Here is a 15,526-nt window from a genome sequence, read left to right on the forward strand (position 1 = left end):
GCGCGAGATCGTTGATTTCACTTCAAAATTTAGCTGAAACTGGCCGTGCGGCAGGTTACCGGGTGATCACCCGGCGCTGCTGCTGGGCCTGACCGCGGCGGATCGGCTGCGGCTCCGGCTGTCCGAATCCTCCGAACAGCCGCTCGAAGAAGTTCGGTCCGGAGTTATTCCAGCCGCTGTTGTCGCCGGCCACGTTGACGCCGGCGGGCAAGCTGCTGCTCGGCGGACGCGAATAGCTCGGCTGCGAGCGGGCCACCACCATCTCCAGATCCTTGCCGCGGCTGTTCTTGAGCAGCGACAGCATGGCAGCGTCGCGGCCGTAGATGTCCCGGCGGAATTGCAGCTTGCCAGCATCGTCGACGAACGCGGTCTGGTAGGTGATGTTGACCGGGATCGGCGTCGGGAATTTCAGGTCGACCTCGTTCGAGCCGTACATGCTGCGGATCCGCTCCGGCGTGTAGCGCTCGTTCGGCATCGTGATGTTGAGCAGCACCGAGGCGTACTGATCCGGATTCTGCACCCGCATGCAGCCGTGGCTGAAGGCGCGCTCTTCCTTGGCGAACAGGTACTTGTCCGGCGTGTCGTGCTGATAGACCAGGAACTTGTTCGGGAAGTTGAAGCGGATGCGGCCGAGCGCGTTGGCTTCGCCGGGCGGCTGTGAAATGTGGATCGAGCCGTCGCGGTTGCGCTCGAGGCGCAGGCCCATCCGCTGCAGCACGGTCGGATCCTGCTGCAAGGCCGGCAGATACTCGTTGTAGATGATCGACGGCGGCACGTTCCAGGTCGGGTTGACCGTGATGTACTTCATCGTCTCGGTCAGCAGCGGCGTGGCGTGCTGACCGGGCTTGCCGGTCACGACGCGCGTGCTCCAGGCCTGCGTGCCGTTGTGCATCACCTTCAGCGTGAAGTCCGGGATGTTGAGGATGACATAGGCGTTGCCGACACTGGCGGCGCCGAGCTGGCGCGGCAGCCAGCGCCAGCGCTCCATGTTGACGATCACGGTATCGATCTGCTTGTCGCGCTTCGGGCTGTTCAGCGCCTTCACGGTGCGCTCGTCGAGCACGCCGGTCGGCTTCAGATCGACGCTGCTCTGGAATTTCTCCACTGCCCGGGCGACCGTCGCGTCATAGGTGGTGCTGTCGGGATTCTCGGTGATCCCGAGCTTGTTGCGCAGATCCGGCACGCGTGGATCGTCCATCTCGGCGGCCGGCTGCTTCTTCTTCGCGGCGACGTATTTCAGCGCCGGTCCTTCGGCAATCGTGATGACAGGGCCGTTGCCCTGGCCGCGCAGTTCGGCGAGCTTCTTCTTCAGCTCCTTGTAGAGCTTGTGCGGCGGGTTGTAGCCGTCGAGCGCGGTCGAGGCGTCCTTGGCGCTGGTGACGGTGGCGAGCACTTCCGCCGGATCGATCGGATGCTCGGGGTAGAGGATGTCGCCCGACACCTGCGACCAGTGCATGCGGCCGCTCTGCGCCTGGCGCGCGTAATCCAGCATGCTGGCGGCGAGCTTCAGCTCGGCCTCGGCCAACGCATCCGGCGTGGTCGCGGCGGCAAAATCCGGCACCGCATAATCGGCCGGATCGAGGCCGTCGGAGGCGGCGTCCTTCAGCCGCGCGATGACGCCCTTGCCGGTCTCGGTCAGCTTGCCGCCATGCGTGAAGACCGGCGCGTATTCGCGCGCCGAATAGAATTTCTCGGCGGCCGGCTTTTCGTTCTTGCGGTCGAAGGTGCGCAGCGTCTTGCTGGCGAGCAGCTCGCGCAGCTTGTCGGCGACCGGCTGATCCTCGGCCGGCACGTTGCTCGCAGCCTTGACGGGCTCGGCAGCGGGCGCCGCGGCCGTCGCGGGAGCTGCGGCGGGCGCAGTCGCGGTGGCCGGCGCGGTTGCGGCAGGCGGCGCCACTGCAGTGTCCGTTTTCGGCGCATCAGCGGGCTTGTCAGCCGGCGGCGTGGTGGCAACATCGGCCGGCTTCGGCGGCTCGGTGGCCTTCGCGGTGCTTGGCTCGGCCGGCTTCGCATCGCTTGGCGTGGCTTCGTTCGTCTGGGCAGTGGCCGGCTTGCTGTCAGTCGGCTTGGCGTCAGTCGCCTTCGCGGCATCGGGCAGCGCGGCGGTGGTGTCCGCCTTGAAATCGGAAGCGGTCGGCGGTGGCACGTTGGCGGGTTCGGGACGCGGGATCGCGGCGTCGATCGCGAGTTCTGCGGCGCTGCTGCGGGGAGCGTCCTGCGCGTGGGCTGAGGTCACGGACACCGTGAGGAAGGTTGCCGCGACGGCCATCAATACGCGGTCAAATCCCCGACGGTCGTTCGAACAGTCACGCATTGTCACACCCCCTTGGGTGAAACTGCCCCGCCTTGTCTGGAGCAGTTCAAATCAGATTTTGGTTTCACAGCTTGCGCGGAAAGCGCCGGCCTTCTCGATCGACTCGCACGCCTGCACGCAACAACGCAGACGATACATACGCCCCTCTCATGCAGCCAGCGCCATGCGGGGCAACTCACGACAAACTGACCTCGAAATGCCTGATTTCATTTCGGGCTGTGTGTTTTTGCCACGCGGCACAGCCTTTGTCTGTCACCGCCAAGCCACGGTTCAAACGGTTCCCCTGTGTGATGTGCTCGGCGACCAGCCCTAGCTGGCGTCGCTCGTGCGTGTGCCGGCCGCGGTCTCATCGAGCTTGCGATAGAGCGTCGAGCGGCCGATCTTGAGACGGCGCGCGACCTCCGACATCTGGCCACGGTAATGCGAAATCGCGAAGCGGATGATCTCGTTCTCGAGATCTTCCAGCGGGCGGACGTCGCCGGACGCGTTCAGCATCGCGAGGCTGCCTGCCGCCGGCAAAGCGACCGTTTGAGGTATTTCATTACCGGAAAGCATGGCCGGCGCTGTCGAGGGCGACACCACCAGCGGTTCGCCCTGCAGCGACTTGCCTTCGGGCACGGCATGCGCGGTGGCCTGCGGGAAGTCGGCGAGGCCGAGCTGGTCGCCGTCGCTCATCACCACGGCGCGGTACACCGTGTTCTCGAGCTGGCGGATGTTGCCGGGCCAGTCGAGCTGCGACAGATGCGCCATCGCCTCGCCGCTGATGCCGGTGATGCTGCGGTTCTCCTCGGCGCAGAACCGCGCCAGGAAATGCCGTAGCAGATGCGGGATGTCCTCGCGGCGCTGGCGCAGCGCGGGGATCGTCAGCGGCAGCACGTGCAGGCGGTAGAACAAATCTTCGCGGAACTGGCCGCCCTTCACGAGGTCGAGCAGCTTGCGGTTGGTTGCCGAGATGATGCGGACGTCGACCTTGACCGGCTTGCGGCCGCCGACCGCCTCGACCGTGCCCTCCTGCAACGCGCGCAGCAGCTTCACTTGCGTGGCGAGCGGCAATTCGCCGACCTCGTCGAGGAACAGCGTGCCGCCATGGGCTTCGACGAACTTGCCTTGATGCCGCTCGGTGGCGCCGGTGAACGCGCCCTTCTCGTGGCCGAACAGGATCGACTCGACGAGGTTGTCCGGGATCGCGCCGCAGTTGACCGCGACGAACGGCTTGGCCTTGCGCTCACTGCTGCCGTGGATGGCGCGCGCGAACAATTCCTTGCCGACGCCGGACTCGCCCTCGATCAGCACGGGGATGGTCGAGGACGCCGCCTTCTGCGCGGTGCGCAGCACGCCGGCCATCGCCTCGCTGCGGGTGATGATGTCGGAGAAGGTCAGCCGGCCCTCGCGGCTGTGCCGGATGCGCTGCAATTCGCCCTTCAGCGCGGAGGCGTTCAGCGCATTGCGCAGCGACACCTGGAGCCGCTCGAAGCCCACCGGCTTGACCACGAAATCCTGCGCGCCAGCGCGCATCGCCGACACCACGTTGTCGATGCCGCCATGCGCAGTCTGCACGATGACCGGGATGTTCAAACCAGCTTCACGAATCTTTGCGAGGACACCAAGGCCGTCGAGGCCGGGCATCACGAGGTCGAGCACGACGGCGTCGATGGCCCGGGCCTCGGGTGCGGTCAGGGCGGCTATCGCCGCATCGCCGCTGTCGACGACGAGGGGCTCATAGCCGCACTTCTGCACCATGTTTTCAACCAAACGGCGCTGTACGGCGTCGTCATCGGCGATCAAAATGGTGGCAGCCATGGTTTTCCCCGCACGCTACGATTATTTGTCTCGAATCGGGGCACTGTCGCCGATGCCGATTAACGCACTCTTAAATGTTGCAATTCCGCACTCATTGCGCTGCCGCCGCCGTCTTTCCGTCTGAAGTAGGATTCTGAACAAGATGACCTCGCGCTCCAAATCCGCCGTCAACAAGTCTGCTCTCCGCACGCAATCGGTTCGACGCAAACCGGCCATCGAGAAACCGGCGGCCAAGAAGCCGGCAGCCAGGACGTCTGCGGTCAAGGCAGCCGGCAAGACCGGCAAGCTGCCCGAATGGAATCTGGCAGACCTCTATTCCGGTATCGACGCGCCGGAAGTGGCGCGCGACCTGCAGAGGATGGATGCCGATTGCGTCGCGTTTGAGACCGACTACAAGGGCAAGCTGGCCGAAAATACCGCTGGCGAGGGCGGCGGCAAGTGGCTGGCCGAGGCAGTCAGGCGCTATGAGGCGATCGACGATCTCGCCGGCCGCCTCGGCTCCTTTGCCGGCCTCGTTCACGCCGGCGACAGCGTCGATCCCGCGATCTCGAAATTCTACGGCGACGTGTCGGAGCGGCTGACCGCGGCGTCGGTGCATTTGCTGTTCTTCTCGCTCGAGCTCAATCGGATTGACGACGACGTGATCGAGCGCGCGATGGCCGAGCCCGCGCTCGGTCACTACCGGCCATGGATCGAGGACCTCCGCAAGGACAAGCCGTACCAGCTCGAGGACCGCGTCGAGCAGCTGTTCCACGAGAAGGCGCAGAGCGGCTACGCCGCCTGGAACCGGCTGTTCGATCAGACCATTTCCAGCTTGCGCTTCAAGGTCGCCGGCAAGGAGCTCGCGATCGAGCCGACGCTGAACCTGTTGCAGGACAAGGCCGGCGACAAGCGCAAGGCCGCGGCGCAGGCGCTGGCCAAGACCTTCAAGGACAATGAGCGCACCTTCGCGCTGGTCACCAACACGCTCGCCAAGGACAAGGAGATCTCCGACCGCTGGCGCGGCTTCAAGGATGTCGCCGACGCCCGCCATCTCAACAACCGCGTCGAGCGCGAGGTCGTCGATGCGCTGGTCGCGTCCGTGCGCGCGGCGTATCCGAGACTGTCGCATCGCTATTACGCGCTGAAGGCCGGCTGGTTCAAAAAGAAGAAGCTGCCGCACTGGGACCGCAACGCGCCGCTGCCGTTCGCGGCATCGGGCATGATCGCCTGGCCCGAGGCGCGCAACATGGTGCTGACCGCGTATCGCGGCTTCTCGCCAAGGATGGCGGAGATCGCCGAGCGCTTCTTCAGCGATCGCTGGATCGATGCACCGGTGCGGCCCGGCAAGGCGCCCGGCGCGTTTTCGCATCCGACCACGCCGTCGGCGCATCCCTATGTGCTGATGAATTACCAGGGCAAGCCGCGCGACGTGATGACGCTGGCGCATGAACTCGGTCACGGCGTGCACCAGGTGCTGGCGGCGCGGAACGGCGCGCTGATGGCGCCGACGCCGCTGACGCTGGCGGAGACCGCCAGCGTGTTCGGCGAGATGCTGACCTTCAAGCGGCTGCTGTCGCAGACCAAGAACGCAAAGCAGCGCCAAGCGCTGCTCGCGGGCAAGGTCGAGGACATGATCAACACCGTAGTCAGGCAGGTCGCGTTCTATTCATTCGAGCGGGCGATCCATACCGAGCGCAGGAACGGCGAGCTCACCGCCGAGCGGATCGGCCAGATCTGGCTCAGCGTGCAGGGCGAGAGCTTAGGTCCCGCGATCGACATCAAGCCGGGTTACGAGACCTTCTGGATGTACATCCCGCACTTCATCCATTCGCCGTTCTACGTCTACGCCTATGCGTTCGGCGACTGCCTGGTGAACTCGCTCTATGCGGTCTACGAGCACGCCTCGGAAGGCTTCGCCGAGCGCTATCTCGACATGCTCGCGGCCGGCGGCACCAAGCATTATTCGGAGCTGCTGCGGCCGTTCGGGCTCGACGCCAAGGACCCGAAGTTCTGGGATGGCGGCCTCTCCGTCATCGCCGGCATGATCGACGAGCTGGAGGCGATGGGCTGAGGCGGCAAGCCGCGGGATTGCCGGGGCGATCGGGGGGAGTTGGACGGAGTTCGGCCCCCGCCAAGCCGGAATGGGGTTAATCGGCGTTCCAAATCGCCCGATTGGGACCACGCCGTTGCCCTGTAATCCCGTTTGCGGTAATGGCTCGCCGAACGGGAATTTTTGACTGGGGACAGCGATGGCAGACCATAGCGAAGTGGCCTACACGACCGCCGACGGCAACGATTACGTGGCGCACGAGCAGACCTATGAAGGGTTTATCAAGCTCGTCAAATACGGCACCATCTCCGTCGCCATCATCCTTATCCTGATGGCCTATTTCCTGGTCTGATCCCTGATCGGTCAACGGCTCCGCCGTCCCGCGGCGGTGCCGACTGCTGTCGAGCCCGGTCTCAAGAAACCGGGTATCCAATCTGGCGAAAATAACGCTAGGCTGAAGACGCGTGCGCTGCTGGCGCCGCCGGAGGGCCCATGAAGATTGCCGTTGCCAAGGAAATCGATCCGTCCGAGCCGCGGGTTGCCGCCTCGCCCGATACCGTCAAGAAATTCAAGGCGCTCGGCGCCGAGGTCGCGGTCGAGCCGGGCGCAGGCATCAAGTCGGGCCTGCCCGATTCGGAGTTCACCGCTGTCGGTGCCACCGTCAGCGCCGATGCGCTCAAGGATGCCGACATCGTCATCAAGGTGAAGCGGCCCGAGGCCTCCGAGCTGGCGAAATACAAGCGCGGCGCGCTGGTGATCGCGATCATGGATCCCTACGGCAACGAGGCCGCGCTCAAGACGATGGCCGATGCCGGCATTGCCGCCTTCGCGATGGAGCTGATGCCGCGCATCACCCGCGCGCAGGTGATGGACGTGCTGTCCTCGCAGGCCAATCTCGCCGGCTACCGTGCGGTGATCGAGGGCGCCGAGGCGTTCGGCCGCGCCTTCCCGATGATGATGACCGCGGCGGGCACCGTTCCCGCCGCCAAGGTGTTCGTGATGGGCGTCGGCGTCGCCGGGCTGCAGGCGATCGCGACCGCGCGCCGCTTGGGCGCCGTGGTCACCGCGACCGACGTGCGGCCCGCCACCAAGGAGCAGGTCGAATCGCTCGGCGCCAAATTCCTCGCCGTCGAGGACGAGGAGTTCAAGAACGCGCAGACCGCCGGCGGCTACGCCAAGGAGATGTCGAAGGAGTACCAGGCCAAGCAGGCCGCGCTGACCGCCGAGCATATCAAGAAGCAGGACATCGTGATCACCACCGCGCTGATCCCGGGCCGGCCGGCGCCGAAGCTGATCAGCGCCGAGATGGTGAAGTCGATGAAGCCGGGCTCGGTGCTGGTCGATCTCGCGGTCGAGCGCGGCGGCAATGTCGAGGGCGCCAGGGCGAACGAAGTCGTCGACGTCGATGGCGTCAAGATCGTCGGCTACACCAACGTCGCCGGCCGCGTCGCGGCCTCGGCATCGGGGCTGTACGCGCGCAATTTGTTCTCGTTCATCGAGACGATGATCGACAAGGCCAACAAGACGCTCGCGGTCAACTGGGACGACGAGCTGGTCAAGGCCACCGCGCTGACCAAGGACGGCGCCGTCATCCATCCCAACTTCCAGCCGAAGTAAGGAGAGAAGCCATGGAGCATCTCGCGCAGGCCGTCGATCCGTTCGTGTTCCGGCTGTCGATTTTCGTTCTCGCCGTGTTCGTCGGCTATTTCGTGGTGTGGTCGGTGACCCCGGCGCTGCATACGCCGCTGATGAGCGTGACCAATGCGATCTCCTCGGTGATCGTGGTCGGCGCGCTGCTCGCGGTCGGCGTCGGTATGGTGTCGAGCGGCTCGGGCTGGGCCCGCGGCTTCGGCTTCGTGGCGCTGATCTTCGCCTGCGTGAACATCTTCGGCGGCTTTCTCGTCACCCAGCGCATGCTGGCGATGTACAAGAAGAAAGCCAAGTGAGCGGCAATCACCTCGGGGTGAGTTAAGGATTTGGGGGACCTGAGATGAGCGCCAATCTCTCTGCACTGCTATATCTCGTTGCGGGCGTGCTGTTCATCCTGTCGCTGCGCGGCCTGTCGAGCCCGGCCACCTCGCGCCAGGGCAACATGTTCGGCATGGTCGGCATGGCGATCGCGGTCGGCACCACGCTGGCGAGCCATCCGCCGGCCGACGGCATCGCCTGGCTGCTGGTGATCCTGGCGGTCGCGATCGGCGGCGGCATCGGCGCCGTGATCGCGCGCCGGGTGCCGATGACCTCGATGCCGGAACTGGTCGCCGCGTTCCATTCGCTGGTCGGCATGGCCGCGGTGCTGGTCGCGGCCGGCGCGTTCTACGCGCCCGAGGCGTTCGACATCGGCACGCCCGGCAACATCCATGCCTCGAGCCTGGTCGAGATGTCGCTCGGCGTCGCGATCGGCGCGCTGACCTTCACCGGCTCGGTGATCGCGTTCCTGAAGCTCTCCGCGCGCATGAGCGGCGCGCCGATCATCCTGCCGTTCCGCCATATCATCAACATCGTGCTGGCGCTGGCGCTGGTGTTCTTCATCTTCGGCCTGGTCCGCTCCGGCAGCGCCGTCGACTTCTGGCTGATCACCATCATCGCGCTGGTGCTCGGCGTCCTGATGATCATCCCGATCGGCGGCGCCGACATGCCGGTGGTGATCTCGATGCTGAACTCCTATTCCGGCTGGGCCGCGGCCGGCATCGGCTTCACGCTCGGCAACTCGGCGCTGATCATCACCGGCGCGCTGGTCGGCTCGTCGGGTGCGATCCTGTCCTACATCATGTGCCATGCGATGAACCGCTCGTTCATCTCGGTGATCCTCGGCGGCTTCGGCGGCGAGACCGCGGCGGCCGGCGGCGGCTCCGGCGAGCAGAAGCCCGCCAAGCTCGGCTCGGCCGACGATGCCGCCTTCATCATGAAGAACGCCTCCAAGGTCATCATCGTGCCGGGCTACGGCATGGCGGTAGCGCAGGCCCAGCACGCGCTGCGCGAGATGGCCGACATCCTGAAGAAGGAAGGCGTCGAGGTGAAATACGCCATTCACCCGGTGGCGGGGCGCATGCCCGGCCACATGAATGTGCTGCTCGCCGAAGCCAACGTGCCCTATGACGAGGTGTTCGAGCTCGAGGACATCAACTCGGAGTTCGCTCAGGCCGACATCGCCTTCGTGATCGGCGCCAACGACGTCACCAACCCGGCCGCGGAAGAGGACAAGACCTCGCCGATCTATGGCATGCCGGTGCTGCAGGTCTGGAAGGCCGGCACCGTGATGTTCATCAAGCGCTCGCTGGCCTCGGGCTATGCCGGCATCGACAATCCGCTGTTCTATCGCGACAACACCATGATGCTGCTCGGCGACGCCAAGAAGGTTACCGAGAACATCGTCAAGGCGATGTGAGACCGGCGCGATGGCGCTGAACCGGGAGTGGCATCGCGACCATCGCATGCCGCCCCGGCCCACGCGTGAGCAGCGCGTCGCATGGCACGCGGCGCATGCGGTGGCCTGCGCGTGCCGGCCGGTTCCGGACAGCATCCGGCTCGAGGTGGAGAGGCGGCTGAAGCCCAAACGCAGAAAATAACCGCGGCCTCCCGAATGGCGCTCGCACTCGCAATCCTGAAGTGGCTGTTGATCGCAGTGGCCGTGATCTATCTCGGCGGCCTCGCCTGGCTGTTCGTCAAGCAGCGCGAGATGCTGTTTCCGGCGCCGCCGGTCGGGCGCACCGCGCCGACGGCCGCAGGCCTTCCCGAAGCCGAAGAGCATGTCCTGACCACCGCCGACGGCGAGAAGGTCATCGTCTGGCATGTGCCGCCGAAACCGGGCCGGCCGGTCGTGCTGTTCTTTCTCGGCAATGGCGATTTCCTGGCCGGCCGCGTCGCGCGCTTCAAGGCGATCACCGCCGACGGCACCGGGCTGGTTGCGCTGTCCTATCGCGGCTATGCCGGCTCGAGCGGATCGCCGAGCGAGCAGGGACTGCTGCAGGACGCCGCGGCGGCCTACGCGTTCACCACGGCGCGCTATGGCGCGAGGCAGGTCGTGGCCTGGGGCTTCTCGCTCGGCAGCGGCGTTGCGGTCGCCATCGCGGCCGAGCATCCCGTCGGCAGGCTGATCCTCGAGGCGCCCTATACGTCGGCGGCCGACATCGCCGCCGCTGCGTTTTGGTTCGTGCCGATCCGGCTGTTGATGCGGGACCAATTCCACTCCGACCGGCGCATCGCCGGCGTCACGGCGCCGCTCCTGATCATGCATGGCAGCGCTGATCCCGTGATCCCGATCCGATTCGGCGAGCGGCTGTTCGGCCTTGCCCGGGAGCCCAAGACATTCGTGCGCTTGCCGGGCGGCGGCCACGACAATCTCGACGATTTCGGCGCGACCGACGTGGCAAGGCGATTTATCGGCGCGTCAAAAGGCTGACGGCGACGATTGTCTGTCGCATACTCGCGGTCAGTCGAATTGGGGACCTGACGAGATGAGCGCACACGGACCGATGCCGCGGTCGGCCTGGCTGTTTCCCGCCCTGGCGGTCGCCTTGTTCGCCGCGCTCACGGTAACGGGCTATTCTTTCGCGCCGTCGCCCGGCGGCTGGCTGTTCGCGCTCATCCTGCTCGTGATCCTGTTCGGCACCGTGTTCGCGGCCGTCCACCACGCCGAAGTGATCGCGGAGCGGATCGGCGAGCCGTTCGGCACACTGCTGTTGACGCTCGCCGTCACGATCATCGAGGTGGCGCTGATCTCGACCATCATGCTCGGTGACAAGCCGGCCCCGACATTGGCGCGCGACACCGTGTTTGCGGTGGTCATGATCGTCTGCAACGGCCTCGTCGGGCTTTGCATCTTCATCGGCGGTATCAGATACCGCGAGCAGGATTTCCAGCTCACCGGTGCCAACCTCTATCTGAGCGTGCTGTTCGTGCTGGCGACGATCACGCTGGTGATGCCGAACTACACGCTGACCGCGCCGGGACCGTTCTATTCGGCGGCCCAGCTCGCCTTCGTCAGCGTCGTCACCATCCTGCTCTATGCCGTCTTCCTCTACACCCAGACCATCCGCCACCGCGACTATTTCATCAGCGGCGGCCTGGACGAGGGCCATGCCGGCGCGCAGATGTCCGGCCGGACGCTCGCGCTCAGCGTCGTCCTGCTGCTGGTCTCGCTGCTGACCGTGGTGCTGCTGGCCAAGAAATTCTCGCTCGTGATCGACGTCGTGACGGCGAAGATCGGTGCGCCCGCGGCGTTTGCCGGCGTGGTGGTGGCGCTGCTGATCCTGCTGCCGGAGAGCGTCGCCGCGGTTTCGGCCGCACGCAAGAACGACTTGCAGAAGAGCATCAACCTCGCGCTCGGTTCCTCGCTTGCGACGATCGGCCTCACGATCCCGGCGGTCGCCGTTGCCGCCCATACGCTCGGCAAGGAACTGGTGCTGGGGCTCAATCCACAGGAGATGGTGATCCTTCTGCTGACGTTCATGCTCAGCATGCTGACCTTCGGGACCGGCCGGACCAACATCCTGTTCGGTCTTGTACACATGGTGGTGTTCGCCGTGTACATCTTCCTCCTCTTCGTTCCGTAAGACCGGACCTCTGATGTGCTGAAATGGAAATCCCCGGCAGCTGCCGCTCTGCTGCTGTTCATGCTCCTTCCGGATAGCGCCGATGCCGCCACGCTCGATGGCGCGTCGCTGCGCTGGCCGCTCGCGTTGCCGTTCGTCGGTCTGCTGCTCTCGATCGCAACCGGGCCGTTGCTGTTTCCGAAGCTGTGGCATGACCATTACGGGAAGATCGCGGCCGCATGGTCGGTGATAACGCTCGCGTCGATCCTGTGGTTTGCGGGAGGCGAGGCGATGGTAGCCGCCGTGACCCATGCGCTGCTCGCCGAGTATTTGAGCTTTATCGTCGTGCTGTTCGCGCTCTACACGGTCGCGGGAGGCATCGTCGTGAGCGGCGACATCAGGGGCACACCGTTGAGCAACACGATCATCCTGGCGCTGGGCACGGCGATGGCAAGCATCGTCGGCACGACCGGAGCCAGCATGATCCTGATCCGGCCTCTGATCCGTGCCAACCTTGCGCGCCCCCACAACACGCATGTGGTCGTGTTCTTCATCATTCTCGTGGCCAATGTCGGCGGTGCGTTGAGTCCGCTGGGTGATCCGCCATTGTTCGTCGGGTTCCTGAATGGCGTGGACTTCTTCTGGACGGCGCGCCATCTCTGGCTTCAGACGCTCATCGTGGCCGGGCTGTTGCTGACGGTCTTCATCGCCTTCGACACCTGGCGCTTTCGCAGCGAATCCGTCGACGCCGGCAAGTCCTCCCCGGCCCCGATCAGGATCGAGGGGCTGCTCAATCTCCCGCTGGTGGCCGCGATCATAGGCTGCATCTTGCTTTCTGCGAACTGGAAGCCAGGAATCGCCGTGGATGTTTTCGGCACGCATCTCGAGCTGCAAAATCTGGTTCGGGACGGCATGCTGATCCTGATCGCGCTGCTATCGCTTTGGCTGACGCGTGAGGAACATCGCAAGGTGAACGGATTCACCTGGGAGCCGATCCGGGAAGTCGCAAAACTGTTCGCCGCGATCTTCGTCACCATCATTCCGGTGCTGGCCGCGCTCGATGCCGGCAAGCACGGCTTCTTCGCGTGGCTGTTGTCGGCGGTGACCGAAGCCAACGGCACCCCCAAGCAGGTTGCCTATTTCTGGTACACCGGCCTGATGTCGGCATTCCTGGACAATGCACCCACCTATCTGCTGTTCTTCAAGCTGGCCGGCGGCAATGCCGAGGCCCTGATGAACGCGCTGTCGGGCACCCTGGCGGCGATTTCGATGGGGGCAGTTTACATGGGCGCGCTCACCTATATCGGAAACGCGCCGAACTTCATGGTCGCTGCGATCGCCGCGGAGCGCGGGATCCAGATGCCGAGCTTCTTCGGCTATCTGTTCTGGGCCTCCCTTGTTCTCGTTCCGCTGTTTCTGCTCTTGACCTTTCTGCCGATCGCCCCTGTCTTCAACTGAAGCCCGACCGGAAGGTCGACCCACTGGAGAAACAAGAATGCTCAGCGCCAAATCGGATGTTCAGGTCGATACCGCCGAGGTTCGCGTCACCGAATGGCGGCTGGCGCCGGGCAGCGCCACCGGTCCGCACACCCATGAGATGGACTATGTGATCGTGCCGATCACGGCCGGCGAGATGACGATCGTGGCGCCGAACGGCGAGCGCTCGAAGGCGCAGCTCGGGGTCGGCAAGTCCTATTTCCGCAAGGCCGGCGTCCAGCACGACGTGCTCAACGAGACCGCGAGCGAGATCGTGTTCCTCGAGGTCGAGCTCAAGTCCTGAGCCTATGCACGCCGCGGAGGGTGGAACCGCCGGGACGGAATGGCGAATCATGACACGCGGGATGTGGACATTCACTTCTCGTTAACGGCTGCACGATGATCTGGAGGTGGATGCGGCCGTAGGACGCGGGGGCCCTCCAGCTGAAACCGAAGTGACACCAAAGGTGACCGGCGGAACGGGGGTTTGCCACCGATCCGACGCAGTTGATCCCTGAATGTGCCTCAAAGTTCCAGCATGAAATCCGGGGCGGGGAGTGGCAGGCCATGCTGAGTTACTTGAAGAAATTCGTGATGGACATCTTGCCGTCTGTGGCGGCGACCATCATCGGGGCGTACATCGTTAACCACTACATCGTTGCCAAGCCGGAAGCCCCGGCAACTGCCGCCGTGTCCGCCGCCAAGCCCGCCGACAAGCCCACCGTCGTCAGCAGCCTTCCCGAAGCCGGCGTCAAGGCCAAGGGCATGTCCGAGCGCACGCTGATCGAACGCTCGGCGTCCGAGAAGGCCAGCGTCACCGAGAAGCCTGCCGCCGACAAGCCTGCCGAGAAATCATCCGACCTGAAGGCCGATGCGCCGGCCGAGACCGCCAGCATCCCCGCCGATGCGCGTCACCATCCCGCCGCCGCGCCGAAGTCGATCGCGAAGCTGACGCCGGCGGTCGCGCAGCCGGCTGAGGCTGCTGTCACACCTGACGAGAATCGCGACGCCAACGATCTCGCGCGCGCTGCGATCGAACGGCTGCGCAAGGAGCGTCAGCAGGACGCAGCAAAGTCCCAGGATGCGCCGCGCAGCACCGACGTCGCCCGCCTGCCTGACCAGGCACGTCCGGCGGCCGCGCCTGCGATCCGGCCCTTGCCGCCGCCGATCATGGTGTCGAACCCGACCGGCGACGTGGTCGCGGATTCTCCGACCCAGCCGCGCGCGCCCTATGCCAGCAATGTCCAGGATGCCAATCGGCTGACGCCCCCGGCCGATATTCCGGTGCCGGTGCTGCAACCGCCGCTCGATCTGCGTGCCGAAGCGTCTGAAGCTCCCCCGAAGGATCGCGGCTCGGTCGCCGACGACATGCTGTCCGCCGCCAAGTCGGTGTTCCACGCCGTCCTGCCGAAGTAAGCCGAAGCGCTAAGGCGAAATGCGGTTAGGTTAAATCGGTCCGGCCTCTCGGTTCACCTCTCCCCGACGGGAGAGGTCGATTTGCGCCAGCAAATCGGGTGAGGGGCCGCAGCTCCAACGAGGGACCGTAACTCCTCACCCGGCGCTGCGCGCCGACCTCTCTCAAGGGAGAGGTGAACCTCCGATCCCGTACCAGCTGACCTAATCTCATCATGCGCTAGCTAGCCGCCGGTGCGTGCCAGGCCGCTGCGCGCGGCCTCGTCCTTGGGGCGCAGGGCGAGCGCGCGGTTGTAGGACGCCGACGCCTTGGCCTTGTCGCCGAGCCGCTCATAGGCCTGCCCGCGGGCGGTCCACGCCCCCACACTGGACGGATCGGCCTGCACGGCCTCGTCGAGGTCGGCGGCCGCCTCCTTGGCCTTGTCGAGCGCGAGATAGCTGGTGGCGCGGCCGAGCAGCGGCTCGACCTTTTGCGGCGACAGCCCGCTCGCCGCGGTGAAATCCTCGATCGCCTGCTGGTGCTGGCCGCGCCCCTGATAGATCAGGCCGCGGCCGTAGAGCGCCTGGATGTTGTAGGGGTCGGCTGCCAGCGCCTGATCGAACTCGGAGAGTGCCTCGTCGGTCTTGCCGGAGCGCACCAGCACCCCGCCACGGACCGCGTGATCCTTGGCGGTGCTGATGTCCTGCGAGGTGATCGTGTCGGCCGGCTTCTCGGCTGCGGCGGCCGGGGCTTTCGGCTTGTCGTCCGACCCCCATGATCCGAGGTCGAAGGAGCAGCTCGCAAGCGGCAAGGCGAGAGCCGCTGCCACAAGCACGGCCTGCGGCGCTCGGCGGCGATGCGCAGGTCCGAATCGGGAGCGGGGCGCCGGGACAGCCATTATGCAAAATGCTCGTGCAGGTAATTTTGCATTGGTAACCCGGAATACCGCCTGCTTCAAAACAACAACGCGGGCCGAG

General features: G+C 65.4%; 13 protein-coding genes. 10 read left to right on the forward strand and 3 right to left on the reverse strand.

Going from position 1 to position 15,526, the window contains the following annotated elements:
- Positions 1–55: 55 nt before the first annotated feature.
- Together J6500_RS14095 and J6500_RS14100 are read right to left on the reverse strand one after the other, a co-directional pair.
- The gene (locus J6500_RS14095) at positions 56–2,314 is read right to left on the reverse strand and encodes a L,D-transpeptidase family protein (protein WP_225713310.1); all 2,259 of its coding nucleotides are present in this window, start codon (positions 2,312–2,314) and stop codon (positions 56–58) included.
- 309 nt (positions 2,315–2,623) lie between these two features.
- Positions 2,624–4,114, reverse strand: coding sequence for a sigma-54-dependent transcriptional regulator (locus J6500_RS14100; protein ID WP_225713311.1), 1,491 nt, complete (start codon positions 4,112–4,114; stop codon positions 2,624–2,626).
- A gap of 142 nt (positions 4,115–4,256) precedes the next feature.
- Here J6500_RS14100 and J6500_RS14105 point away from each other — a divergent pair, with 142 nt between their 5' ends.
- From J6500_RS14105 to J6500_RS14150, 10 genes are all read left to right on the forward strand, one after another.
- Positions 4,257–6,167: a M3 family oligoendopeptidase gene (locus J6500_RS14105; protein WP_225713312.1), complete on the forward strand. Its 1,911-nt coding sequence runs from the start codon at positions 4,257–4,259 to the stop codon at positions 6,165–6,167.
- A gap of 178 nt (positions 6,168–6,345) precedes the next feature.
- Complete coding sequence (locus J6500_RS14110) at positions 6,346–6,498, forward strand: aa3-type cytochrome c oxidase subunit IV (protein WP_225713313.1); 153 nt, start codon at positions 6,346–6,348, stop codon at positions 6,496–6,498.
- A 140-nt stretch (positions 6,499–6,638) separates the two neighbouring features.
- A complete protein-coding gene (locus tag J6500_RS14115) occupies positions 6,639–7,763 on the forward strand; it encodes a Re/Si-specific NAD(P)(+) transhydrogenase subunit alpha (RefSeq protein ID WP_225713314.1) in 1,125 nt (374 codons plus the stop codon).
- Between the two features lie 11 nt (positions 7,764–7,774).
- On the forward strand, positions 7,775–8,092 hold the full coding sequence (locus J6500_RS14120) for a proton-translocating transhydrogenase family protein (RefSeq protein ID WP_016841609.1): 318 nt from the start codon (positions 7,775–7,777) through the stop codon (positions 8,090–8,092).
- Positions 8,093–8,136: 44 nt separating this feature from the next.
- On the forward strand, positions 8,137–9,534 hold the full coding sequence (locus J6500_RS14125) for an NAD(P)(+) transhydrogenase (Re/Si-specific) subunit beta (protein ID WP_225713315.1): 1,398 nt from the start codon (positions 8,137–8,139) through the stop codon (positions 9,532–9,534).
- A gap of 195 nt (positions 9,535–9,729) precedes the next feature.
- Positions 9,730–10,548 (forward strand): alpha/beta hydrolase, encoded by an 819-nt coding sequence (locus J6500_RS14130; RefSeq protein WP_225713316.1) that lies wholly within the window; start codon positions 9,730–9,732, stop codon positions 10,546–10,548.
- Between the two features lie 55 nt (positions 10,549–10,603).
- Entirely contained in the window at positions 10,604–11,701 is a 1,098-nt protein-coding gene (locus tag J6500_RS14135; RefSeq protein WP_225713317.1) for a calcium:cation antiporter, read from the forward strand.
- Positions 11,702–11,761: 60 nt separating this feature from the next.
- Complete coding sequence (locus J6500_RS14140; protein WP_225713483.1) at positions 11,762–13,138, forward strand: sodium:proton antiporter; 1,377 nt, start codon at positions 11,762–11,764, stop codon at positions 13,136–13,138.
- 37 nt (positions 13,139–13,175) lie between these two features.
- On the forward strand, positions 13,176–13,460 hold the full coding sequence (locus J6500_RS14145) for a cupin domain-containing protein (RefSeq protein ID WP_225713318.1): 285 nt from the start codon (positions 13,176–13,178) through the stop codon (positions 13,458–13,460).
- A 263-nt stretch (positions 13,461–13,723) separates the two neighbouring features.
- On the forward strand, positions 13,724–14,572 hold the full coding sequence (locus J6500_RS14150) for a hypothetical protein (RefSeq protein WP_225713319.1): 849 nt from the start codon (positions 13,724–13,726) through the stop codon (positions 14,570–14,572).
- Between the two features lie 221 nt (positions 14,573–14,793).
- On the opposite strand, the gene J6500_RS14155 is transcribed toward J6500_RS14150, so the two are convergent.
- The gene (locus J6500_RS14155; RefSeq protein WP_225713320.1) at positions 14,794–15,378 is read right to left on the reverse strand and encodes a tetratricopeptide repeat protein; all 585 of its coding nucleotides are present in this window, start codon (positions 15,376–15,378) and stop codon (positions 14,794–14,796) included.
- Positions 15,379–15,526: the final 148 nt, after the last annotated feature.

The sequence above is a fragment of the Bradyrhizobium semiaridum genome, from assembly GCF_020329505.1.
Lineage (GTDB): Bacteria > Pseudomonadota > Alphaproteobacteria > Rhizobiales > Xanthobacteraceae > Bradyrhizobium > Bradyrhizobium semiaridum.